The 10,809-nt window shown below is 55.6% G+C and carries 10 protein-coding genes, 4 tRNA genes and 1 rRNA gene; all 15 read left to right on the top strand.

What is annotated here, in order from left to right; all coding sequences use genetic code 11:
* Positions 1–78 precede the first annotated feature (78 nt).
* Positions 79–194: ribosomal RNA gene (gene rrf, locus AC1D19_RS15440) — 5S ribosomal RNA — on the top strand.
* Positions 195–331: 137 nt separating this feature from the next.
* The gene (birA, locus tag AC1D19_RS15435) at positions 332–1,291 is read left to right on the top strand and encodes a bifunctional biotin--[acetyl-CoA-carboxylase] ligase/biotin operon repressor BirA (RefSeq protein ID WP_477763708.1); all 960 of its coding nucleotides are present in this window, start codon (positions 332–334) and stop codon (positions 1,289–1,291) included.
* Positions 1,281–2,030 carry a pantothenate kinase gene (locus tag AC1D19_RS15430; protein WP_477756580.1) on the top strand — a complete coding sequence of 250 codons (750 nt, stop codon included), beginning with the start codon at positions 1,281–1,283 and terminating at the stop codon, positions 2,028–2,030. The genes birA and AC1D19_RS15430 overlap by 11 nt, the downstream gene beginning before the upstream one ends.
* Before the next feature lie 7 nt (positions 2,031–2,037).
* Entirely contained in the window at positions 2,038–2,478 is a 441-nt protein-coding gene (locus tag AC1D19_RS15425; RefSeq protein ID WP_477763707.1) for a hypothetical protein, read from the top strand.
* Positions 2,479–2,621: 143 nt separating this feature from the next.
* Positions 2,622–2,706 (top strand) — tRNA-Tyr (locus AC1D19_RS15420).
* Between the two features lie 24 nt (positions 2,707–2,730).
* Positions 2,731–2,804, top strand: a tRNA-Gly gene (locus AC1D19_RS15415).
* A gap of 26 nt (positions 2,805–2,830) precedes the next feature.
* A tRNA-Thr gene (locus tag AC1D19_RS15410) sits at positions 2,831–2,906 on the top strand.
* 174 nt (positions 2,907–3,080) lie between these two features.
* Positions 3,081–3,156, top strand: a tRNA-Trp gene (locus tag AC1D19_RS15405).
* Between the two features lie 45 nt (positions 3,157–3,201).
* Positions 3,202–3,570, top strand: a complete 369-nt coding sequence (secE, locus tag AC1D19_RS15400) for a preprotein translocase subunit SecE (protein ID WP_046041610.1) — start codon at positions 3,202–3,204, stop codon at positions 3,568–3,570.
* A gap of 9 nt (positions 3,571–3,579) precedes the next feature.
* Positions 3,580–4,113: a transcription termination/antitermination protein NusG gene (nusG, locus tag AC1D19_RS15395; RefSeq protein WP_007984405.1), complete on the top strand. Its 534-nt coding sequence runs from the start codon at positions 3,580–3,582 to the stop codon at positions 4,111–4,113.
* A 117-nt stretch (positions 4,114–4,230) separates the two neighbouring features.
* Positions 4,231–4,662, top strand: coding sequence for a 50S ribosomal protein L11 (gene rplK, locus AC1D19_RS15390; RefSeq protein WP_007933726.1), 432 nt, complete (start codon positions 4,231–4,233; stop codon positions 4,660–4,662).
* Positions 4,662–5,357, top strand: a complete 696-nt coding sequence (gene rplA, locus AC1D19_RS15385; RefSeq protein ID WP_003186095.1) for a 50S ribosomal protein L1 — start codon at positions 4,662–4,664, stop codon at positions 5,355–5,357. Before rplK ends, rplA begins: the two co-directional genes overlap by 1 nt.
* Positions 5,358–5,555: 198 nt before the next feature.
* Positions 5,556–6,056 carry a 50S ribosomal protein L10 gene (rplJ, locus tag AC1D19_RS15380; RefSeq protein ID WP_007970413.1) on the top strand — a complete coding sequence of 167 codons (501 nt, stop codon included), beginning with the start codon at positions 5,556–5,558 and terminating at the stop codon, positions 6,054–6,056.
* 75 nt (positions 6,057–6,131) lie between these two features.
* Positions 6,132–6,497, top strand: a complete 366-nt coding sequence (rplL, locus tag AC1D19_RS15375; RefSeq protein WP_108218340.1) for a 50S ribosomal protein L7/L12 — start codon at positions 6,132–6,134, stop codon at positions 6,495–6,497.
* A 220-nt stretch (positions 6,498–6,717) separates the two neighbouring features.
* Complete coding sequence (gene rpoB, locus AC1D19_RS15370; protein ID WP_108218341.1) at positions 6,718–10,791, top strand: DNA-directed RNA polymerase subunit beta; 4,074 nt, start codon at positions 6,718–6,720, stop codon at positions 10,789–10,791.
* Positions 10,792–10,809: the final 18 nt, after the last annotated feature.

Here is a 10,809-nt window from a genome sequence, read left to right as displayed (position 1 = left end):
CTCGCAAAACACCGAAAGCTATCACCTACCCAATTTGCTGAAGCGAGGCCATCTGGTCACGACTCAGTACCCGAATTTCTTGACGACCATAGAGCATTGGAACCACCTGATCCCATCCCGAACTCAGCAGTGAAACGATGCATCGCCGATGGTAGTGTGGGGTTTCCCCATGTGAGAGTAGGTCATCGTCAAGATTAAATTCCAAAACCCCTATCTGCGTATGCAGGTAGGGGTTTTGTTTTTGTCCGCAGGAAAGCCACGGCTGCTGGATTTCTATGCAATCGCTCGATGCGTGGCTATCATGCGGGCCTCATTGTGAGGCGAGACCTGCATGCTGACGTTGTTAAAGCTTCTTAAAGATGGCCGATTCCATTCGGGTCAAGCATTGGGCGCCGCCCTGGGCGTCAGTCGTAGTGCTGTGTGGAAGCAGCTTCAGCATTTGGAAGCTGAGCTGGGTTTGTCTATTCATAAAGTTCGTGGGCGCGGCTATCAATTGTCCGCGCCATTAGCGCTGCTCGATCCTGCCGAGATAAGCGCTCAGGCGCATTCTTGCGCCTGGCCCGTCCAGGTTTACGACTCAATCGACTCCACGAACGCCGAGGCACTGCGTGCTATCGAGCGGGGGCAAGCGGCACCGTTTGTGGTGCTTTCGGAGCGGCAGACGGCCGGGCGCGGGCGACGTGGTCGCAAGTGGGTCAGTCCATTCGCAGAAAATGTCTATTACAGCCTCGTGCTACGCATTGATGGTGGGATGCGTCAGTTGGAGGGCTTGAGTCTCGTCGTTGGACTCGCTGTCTTGCAGGCGTTGCGTGAGCTCGGTATTGCAGCCGCTGGATTGAAATGGCCTAACGATGTTCTTGTAGGCCAGAAAAAAATCGCGGGAATATTGCTGGAGTTGGTTGGTGATCCTGCTGATGTGTGCCACGTGGTCCTGGGAGTGGGAATCAATGTGAACATGCAGTCCGCTGACGAGGTGGACCAGCAATGGACATCCCTGCGGCTCGAGTCAGGCAAATTGTTTGATCGCAACCAATTGGTTGCGGTGCTGGGGGAGATGCTGCAGCGATACCTCGCTCGTCACCAAGCGGGTGGTTTTTTGGCCATCCAGTCAGAGTGGGAGCAAAATCACCTGTGGCAGGGGCGAAGCGTGTCGTTGATTGCCGGCGTCAATCAAATTGATGGTGAGGTGCTTGGTATTGATGGCCAAGGCGCCTTGCGCCTGAAGGTGGATGGTGTGGAGAAAGTCTTCAGTGGTGGTGAATTGAGCCTGAGGTTGCGTGATGATTCTTGAGCTCGATTGTGGGAATAGTTTCATCAAGTGGCGCGTGCTTGCCGCTAATGCTGGGCAGGTGCTTGGTGAGGGGGTTGTCGATTCCAATCTCGCATTGCTTGAGGGGTTGGGGAGGCTCAAAGGGCTTGCCCTTACGTTTTGCCGGCTGGTGAGCGTCAGGACCGCGGAGGAAACCGCTGCGCTGACGTCGTTGCTGAGGGATGCCTTTGATGTGCCGGTTGTGTGCGCATCGCCTGCGCGCGAAATGTCAGGCGTGCGCAATGGGTATGAGGAGTTTGAGCGGCTGGGTCTGGATCGGTGGCTGGCAATGCTTGGAGGCTTTCATCTGGCTTCAGGTGCGTGCCTGGTGCTCGACTTCGGTACGGCCGTGACTGCTGACTTTATCGCGGCGGATGGAGAGCACTTGGGTGGTTTCATTTGTCCGGGGATGCCGTTGATGCGCAACCAATTGCGCACCCACACTCGCAAAATTCGTTATGGGGACCTGGCGGCTGAGCAGGCTCTGGAGAATCTTGTTCCAGGTCGCGCGACTGTTGAGGCTGTAGAGCGTGGCTGTTTGTTGATGTTGCGCGGCTTCGTATTGACTCAGCTCGAGTTGGCGCGCACCTACTGGGGTGAGGGCTTTGTCGTGTTTCTCACCGGGGGAGATGCGAGCCTGGTTTCTGAGGTCGTGCCTCAGGCCAGGGTAGTTCCGGACTTGGTGTTCGTCGGATTGGCCATGGCCTGTCCCTTGTCCTGAGGTTTTTATGCGTTGGTTGTTTCTGCTGCTGCTTGTCCTCAATGGCTTCTACTACATTTGGCATCAACAAGAGGCTCCTCTGCGCGCGAAGGATGTCACGCCTTTGAGTCTGTATCGCGGGGCTCAACAAGATATCCGCTTGTTGAGCGAGGCAAGTGACGTCTCCAAAGACAAGGGTAAGGCTGTCTCGACAGACAATGGCTGCCTTTATCTGGGCGGCTATACGCGCCAGGAGGCCGCGCAGGCGGTTGAGCGTCGTTTGAGCGGGATGGAGGTCAAGTATCAGTCCCTGCCGAAAGCTGCGACAGAAGGGGCAGGGTATTGGGTGCGTATCGCACCGGAAAGCCGGCGTTGGCTGGACGATTTGCAGCTGCAAAACCTTTCTAAAGAATTCAATGAGTTAAAACATAAAATAATGCCGTGCGAGGGGGTTGCACCCACCGAATAGTTTGCATAGAATGGCGCCCGCTCCACAGCGAACACCGGAAACGGTTAACGGTGTGAAGCGAGGTCAACGCAGCTAAGCTCAGGTTTTTAATGAGAAAAATGCTTGACAGAAGGCTGGCATGATGTAGAATGCCGGCTCGCTTAGGAGGGGTTCCCGAGCGGCCAAAGGGATCAGACTGTAAATCTGACGTCTACGACTTCGAAGGTTCGAATCCTTCCCCCTCCACCATTTTTAGCGAGAGCTGTAAGCCTCGCGGGTATAGTTTAGTGGTAGAACCTCAGCCTTCCAAGCTGATGATGCGGGTTCGATTCCCGCTACCCGCTCCAAGTTTACAGGTTTTGCAAAGTGTTACGCTCTTGTAGCTCAGTTGGTAGAGCACACCCTTGGTAAGGGTGAGGTCAGCGGTTCAAATCCGCTCAAGAGCTCCATATAACAAGGCAGATATGAAAATATCTGCCTTTGTTTTAGGTGGTAGTGGTTGCGCCTGATTGTGTTTCTGAAGGTTGCTGGTGTCATGAATGCCGGTGTTGCAGCCAAGGTTGCCTGGTAAGTGTTGTAAAGTCTTTTTCGGGTCGGCATAATGGTCGGCCTGATTTTGTTTTAGGTCAGTAGCTCAATTGGCAGAGCGACGGTCTCCAAAACCGTAGGTTGGGGGTTCGATTCCCTCCTGACCTGCCAGATTCACTCGGTGTGTCTGGCTTTCTTTTCACAGGATCTTCATAGATGACTCCTAAAGCTGAAGCTCAAGGCTCTCGTTTCGACCTCCTCAAGTGGCTTGTAGTAGTCGTTCTGGTGGTTGTTGGCGTTGTTGGCAATCAGTACTTTTCTGCTTCGCCGATCCTGTACCGCGTACTCGCATTGCTTGCTATTGCTGCCGTAGCTGCCTTTGTAGGCCTGCAGACGGTCAAGGGCAAGTCTTTCTTTGTACTGGTTAAGGAAGCGCGCACCGAAATTCGTAAAGTCGTTTGGCCAACTCGCCAAGAAACCACGCAGACCACGTTGATCGTTGTGGCTGTTGTCCTGGTTATGGCGTTGCTGTTGTGGGGGCTTGATTCCCTGCTCGGCTGGCTTGTTTCCTTGATCGTCGGCTAAGGGTGTCCCGTGGCTAAGCGTTGGTATGTTGTGCATGCTTACTCCGGTTACGAGAAGCATGTAATGCGCTCGCTGATCGAGCGCGTAAAGCTGGCCGGTATGGAAGATGGCTTCGGCGAGATTCTGGTTCCCACTGAAGAAGTGGTTGAAATGCGCAATGGCCAGAAGCGCAAAAGCGAACGCAAATTCTTCCCTGGCTATGTGCTGGTGCAGATGGATATGAACGAGGGTACTTGGCACTTGGTCAAGGATACTCCTCGGGTGATGGGTTTCATTGGTGGTACTGCCGATAAGCCTGCGCCAATCACCGATAAAGAAGCAGAAGCGATTCTGCGCCGCGTTGCCGATGGCAGCGACAAGCCGAAGCCGAAGACGTTGTTCGAGCCGGGTGAGTCGGTGCGTGTCAATGATGGTCCGTTCGCAGACTTTACCGGTGTTGTTGAAGAAGTTAACTACGAAAAGAGCCGGATCCAGGTCGCAGTGCTCATTTTCGGTCGCTCTACTCCGGTGGAGCTCGAGTTCAGCCAGGTCGAAAAGGTCTAGTTGAACAAAAATCCCAACCCCGCAGCCGTAGGCTGTGGGGTTTTGTCGTCACTGGGATAAACGCGCAAGTAACCGGGGAGCCTCTCGAGGCGTTCGAACCCGTAATTGGAGTGCCTCATGGCCAAGAAGATTACCGCTTACATCAAGCTGCAAGTGAAGGCCGCTCAGGCTAACCCAAGCCCACCTGTTGGTCCTGCTCTGGGTCAGCACGGCGTGAACATCATGGAATTCTGCAAGGCTTTCAACGCCCGTACTCAGGGTCTTGAGCCAGGTCTGCCGACTCCAGTGATCATCACTGTCTACAGCGACCGTAGCTTCACTTTCGAAACCAAATCCACCCCTGCTTCGGTTCTGCTGAAGAAGGCGGCCGGTCTGACCAGCGGTTCCGCTCGTCCGAACACCGTTAAGGTTGGCACCGTGACTCGTGCTCAGCTGGAAGAAATCGCGAAAACCAAAAACGCGGATCTGACTGCAGCTGATATGGAAGCAGCCGTGCGTACTATCGCCGGTTCTGCTCGTAGCATGGGCCTTAACGTGGAGGGTGTGTAATGGCTAAGCTGACCAAGCGTCAAAAGGCTATCGCCGGCAAAATCGAAGCAGGCAAGGCCTACAACTTTGTAGACGCCGCTGCCCTGCTGGCTGAGCTGTCGACTGTCAAGTTCAGCGAGTCGTTCGACGTAGCTGTAAACCTGGGTGTTGACCCGCGTAAATCCGACCAGGTCGTTCGTAGCGCTACTGTGCTGCCACACGGCACTGGCAAGACCGTTCGCGTTGCTGTGTTCACCCAGGGTCCAGCTGCTGAAGCCGCTCTGGCTGCCGGCGCTGACCGCGTAGGCATGGACGACCTGGCTGCCGAAATGAAAGGCGGCGACCTGAACTATGACGTAGTGATCGCATCCCCGGATGCAATGCGCGTTGTAGGTCAGTTGGGTCAGATCCTCGGTCCACGTGGCCTGATGCCTAACCCTAAAGTCGGCACCGTAACTCCAGACGTAGCTACCGCGGTTAAAAACGCCAAGGCTGGTCAGGTTCGTTATCGCACCGACAAAAACGGCATCATCCACACTTCCGTTGGCAAGATCGGCTTCGACGCCGTCAAGCTGAAGGAAAACGTTGAAGCCCTGATCGCTGATCTGAAGCGTATCAAGCCAGCTTCCTCGAAAGGCATTTACGTCAAGCGCGTTACCCTGAGCACCACTATGGGCCCAGGTCTGGTCATCGACCAAAGCTCGCTCGACGCGTAAGACACAGATTGGCGCGAGCGATCGCGCCAATTGAAAAATTGGGGTCCCTGCCTGGCGGGGGCTATCCAAGACCGTAGGCGACGCAAGTCTTAAACCACAAGCCTACGCAGATGGTGCTCCCGGTTCCTTACCGAATCAGACACCAAAACGACATCCGGTTTCGACCAGATGAAACGGTAACAAGCAGGAGTTAAACCCGTGGCAATTAAACTCGAAGACAAGAAGGCCATCGTCGCTGAAGTCAACGAGGCTGCCAAAGTCGCTCTGTCCGCTGTCGTGGCTGATGCCCGTGGCGTAACAGTAGGCGCGATGACCGGACTCCGTAAAGAGGCTCGTGAAGCTGGCGTTTACGTACGTGTTGTACGTAACACCCTGCTCAAGCGCGCTGTTGCTGACACTGAATTCAGTGTCCTCAACGACGTGTTCACTGGCCCTACCCTGATTGCGTTCTCCAAAGAACATCCAGGCGCTGCTGCCCGGATCTTCAAGGAATTCGCAAAGGGTCAGGACAAGTTCGAGATCAAGGCAGCTGCGTTCGAGGGCAAGTTCCTCGCAGCTAACCAAATCGACGTACTGGCAACTCTGCCGACCCGTGACGAAGCAATTTCTCAGCTGATGAGCGTGATTCAAGGCGCTACCAGCAAATTGGCTCGTACTCTGGCGGCAATTCGCGACCAGAAAGAAGCTGCTGCAGCCTAAGGCTCGTCAACTTCTCGCGTTTTTTGTTTTTTTCGATGGTCGCGTAGGCCGTCCCCAATATCAGGAATTAGATTCATGTCTATCTCTCAGAACGATATCCTTGAAGCAGTTGGCAACATGTCCGTAATGGAAGTTGTTGAGCTGATCAAAGCTTTCGAAGAAAAATTCGGCGTTACCGCTGCTGCTGCTTCGGCTGGTCCAGCTGCTGCTGCCGCTGTTGTTGAAGAGCAAACTGAATTCAACGTCATGCTGCTGGAAGCTGGCGAGAAGAAAGTTAACGTGATCAAGGCAGTACGTGAACTGACCGGTCTGGGCCTGAAAGAAGCCAAGGCTGTCGTTGACGGTGCTCCTGCCATGGTTCTGGAAGCAGTGACCAAAGATGCAGGCGACAAAGCCAAAGCAACTCTGGAAGAAGCAGGCGCTAAAGTCGAGCTGAAGTAAGCATCGACTTTGCTCCTCCAGCCCGAGCGTTAAGCGACAGGCTGATGGCTGGTGGCTCTTGCCACCGGCCTTTTTCCGTTACTGGCAGCCGATTCGGTCGGTGCCGATAACGTGCTGTAACCACCCGATGCGGTGGCGCAAACCATGGGGTTTGCACGATTTTCTGGCTGCTCCCGTCGGGAGGGGCCAAACAAGCAGGTGACCAAGCTGGGGAACGCTGATGGCTTACTCATATACTGAGAAAAAACGTATCCGCAAGGACTTTAGCAAGTTGCCGGACGTCATGGATGTGCCGTACCTTCTGGCCATCCAGCTGGATTCGTATCGTGAATTCTTGCAAGCGGGAGCGACTAAAGATCAGTTCCGCGACGTGGGCCTGCATGCGGCCTTCAAATCCGTTTTCCCGATCATCAGCTACTCCGGCAATGCTGCGCTGGAGTACGTCGGTTATCGCTTGGGCGAACCGGCATTTGATGTCAAAGAATGCGTATTGCGCGGTGTAACTTACGCCGTACCTTTGCGGGTAAAAGTGCGCCTGATCATTTTCGACAAAGAATCGTCGAACAAAGCGATCAAGGACATCAAAGAGCAAGAAGTCTACATGGGTGAAATCCCCCTGATGACTGAAAACGGTACCTTCGTAATCAACGGTACCGAGCGTGTAATCGTTTCCCAGCTGCACCGTTCCCCGGGCGTGTTCTTCGACCACGACCGTGGCAAGACGCACAGCTCCGGTAAACTGCTGTACTCCGCACGCATCATTCCTTACCGCGGTTCGTGGCTGGACTTCGAGTTCGACCCGAAAGACTGCGTGTTCGTGCGTATCGACCGTCGTCGCAAGCTACCTGCCTCGGTACTGCTGCGCGCGCTGGGTTATACCACTGAAGAAGTGCTGGACGCGTTCTACACCACCAACGTATTCCACGTGAAGGGCGAGACCCTGAGCCTGGAACTGGTGCCTCAGCGCCTGCGCGGTGAAATCGCCGTCCTCGATATTCTGGATGACAAAGGCAAGGTTATTGTCGAGCAAGGTCGTCGTATCACTGCTCGCCACATCAACCAGCTGGAAAAAGCCGGGATCAAAGAGCTGGATGTGCCTCTGGACTACGTCCTGGGTCGTACAACCGCCAAGGTCATCGTGCATCCGGCAACCGGCGAAATCCTGGCAGAGTGCAACACCGAGCTGAACACCGAGATCCTGGCCAAAATCGCCAAGGCTCAGGTTGTTCGCATCGAAACTCTGTACACCAACGATATCGACTGCGGTCCGTTCGTCTCCGACACCCTGAAGATCGACTCCACCAGCAACCAACTGGAAGCGCTGGTCGAGATCTATCGCATGATGCGTCCTGGCGAGCCGCCAACCAAAGACGCTGCCGAGACCCTGTTCAACAACCTGTTCTTCAGCCCTGAGCGCTATGACCTGTCTGCGGTCGGCCGGATGAAGTTCAACCGTCGTATCGGTCGTACCGAGATCGAAGGTTCGGGCGTGCTGTGCAAGGAAGACATCGTCGCGGTACTGAAGACCCTGGTCGACATCCGCAACGGTAAAGGCATCGTCGATGACATCGACCACCTGGGTAACCGTCGTGTTCGCTGCGTAGGCGAAATGGCCGAGAACCAGTTCCGCGTTGGCCTGGTACGTGTTGAGCGTGCGGTCAAAGAGCGCCTGTCGATGGCTGAAAGCGAAGGCCTGATGCCGCAAGACCTGATCAACGCCAAGCCAGTGGCTGCGGCGGTGAAAGAGTTCTTCGGTTCCAGCCAGCTGTCCCAGTTCATGGACCAGAACAACCCGCTGTCCGAGATCACCCACAAGCGTCGTGTTTCTGCACTCGGCCCTGGCGGTCTGACTCGTGAGCGTGCCGGCTTCGAAGTTCGTGACGTACACCCGACGCACTACGGTCGTGTTTGCCCGATCGAAACGCCGGAAGGTCCGAACATCGGTCTGATCAACTCCCTGGCCGCTTATGCGCGCACCAACCAGTACGGCTTCCTCGAGAGCCCGTACCGTGTGGTGAAAGACGCTCTGGTCACCGACGAGATCGTGTTCCTGTCCGCTATCGAAGAAGCTGATCACGTGATCGCTCAGGCCTCGGCCACGATGAACGACAAGAAAGTCCTGATCGACGAACTGGTAGCTGTTCGTCACTTGAACGAATTCACCGTCAAGGCGCCGGAAGACGTCACCTTGATGGACGTATCGCCGAAGCAGGTAGTTTCGGTTGCTGCGTCGCTGATTCCGTTCCTCGAGCACGACGACGCCAACCGTGCGTTGATGGGTTCGAACATGCAGCGTCAAGCTGTACCAACCCTGCGCGCTGACAAGCCGCTGGTAGGTACCGGCATGGAGCGTAACGTAGCCCGTGACTCCGGCGTTTGCGTCGTGGCTCGTCGTGGCGGCGTGATCGACTCCGTCGACGCCAGCCGTATCGTGGTTCGTGTTGCCGATGACGAAGTTGAAACCGGCGAAGCTGGTGTCGACATCTACAACCTGACCAAATACACCCGCTCCAACCAGAACACCTGCATCAACCAGCGTCCGCTGGTGCGTAAGGGTGATCGGGTGCAGCGTAGCGACATCATGGCCGACGGCCCGTCCACCGACATGGGTGAACTGGCACTGGGTCAGAACATGCGCATCGCGTTCATGGCATGGAACGGCTTCAACTTCGAAGACTCCATCTGCCTTTCCGAGCGTGTTGTTCAGGAAGACCGCTTCACCACGATCCACATCCAGGAACTGACCTGTGTGGCCCGTGACACCAAGCTTGGCCCAGAGGAAATCACTGCCGACATCCCGAACGTGGGTGAAGCGGCACTGAACAAGCTGGACGAAGCCGGTATCGTTTACGTAGGTGCCGAAGTTGGCGCAGGCGACATCCTGGTCGGTAAGGTCACTCCGAAAGGCGAGACCCAACTGACTCCGGAAGAAAAACTGCTGCGTGCGATCTTCGGTGAAAAAGCCAGCGACGTTAAAGACACCTCCCTGCGTGTACCTACCGGTACCAAAGGTACTGTCATCGACGTACAGGTCTTCACCCGCGACGGCGTTGAGCGTGATGCTCGTGCCCTGTCGATCGAGAAGTCCCAGCTGGACGAGATCCGCAAGGACCTGAACGAAGAGTTCCGCATCGTTGAAGGTGCTACTTTCGAACGTCTGCGTTCCGCTCTGGTCGGCCATAAAGCCGAAGGCGGCGCCGGTCTGAAGAAAGGCCAGGACATCACCGACGAAGTTCTCGACGGTCTCGAGCACGGCCAGTGGTTCAAACTGCGCATGGCTGAAGATGCTCTGAACGAGCAGCTCGAGAAGGCTCAGGCCTACATCGTTGATCGTCGCCGTCTGCTGGACGACAAGTTCGAAGACAAGAAGCGCAAACTGCAGCAGGGCGATGACCTGGCTCCAGGCGTGCTGAAAATCGTCAAGGTCTACCTGGCAATCCGTCGTCGCATCCAGCCGGGCGACAAGATGGCCGGTCGTCACGGTAACAAGGGTGTGGTCTCCGTGATCATGCCGGTTGAAGACATGCCGCACGATGCCAATGGCACCCCGGTAGACGTCGTCCTCAACCCGTTGGGCGTACCTTCGCGTATGAACGTCGGTCAGATCCTTGAAACCCACCTGGGCCTCGCGGCCAAAGGTCTGGGCGAGAAGATCAACCGCATGATTGAAGAGCAGCGCAAAGTTGCCGAGCTGCGCAAGTTCCTGCACGAGATCTATAACGAGATCGGCGGTCGTCAGGAAAGCCTCGATGACTTCTCGGACCAGGAAATCCTGGATCTGGCTCAAAACCTGCGTGGCGGCGTTCCAATGGCCACTCCAGTGTTCGACGGTGCCAAGGAAAGCGAAATCAAGGCCATGCTGAAACTGGCAGACCTGCCAGAAAGCGGCCAGATGCAGCTGACCGACGGCCGTACCGGCAACAAGTTCGAGCGCCCGGTTACCGTTGGCTACATGTACATGCTGAAGCTGAACCACTTGGTAGACGACAAGATGCACGCTCGTTCTACCGGTTCGTACAGCCTGGTTACCCAGCAGCCGCTGGGTGGTAAGGCGCAGTTCGGTGGTCAGCGTTTCGGGGAGATGGAGGTCTGGGCACTGGAAGCATACGGTGCCGCTTACACTCTGCAAGAAATGCTCACAGTGAAGTCGGACGATGTGAACGGCCGTACCAAGATGTACAAAAACATCGTGGATGGCGATCACCGTATGGAGCCGGGCATGCCCGAGTCCTTCAACGTGTTGATCAAGGAAATTCGTTCCCTCGGCATCGATATCGATCTGGAAACCGAATAACACGTGACGCGAATCGAG

It is taken from the genome of Pseudomonas sp. P1_C12 (assembly GCF_056406435.1).
The sequence above is the reverse complement of the archived record's forward strand: the minus strand, read 5'-3'. Positions and strand labels throughout refer to the sequence as shown.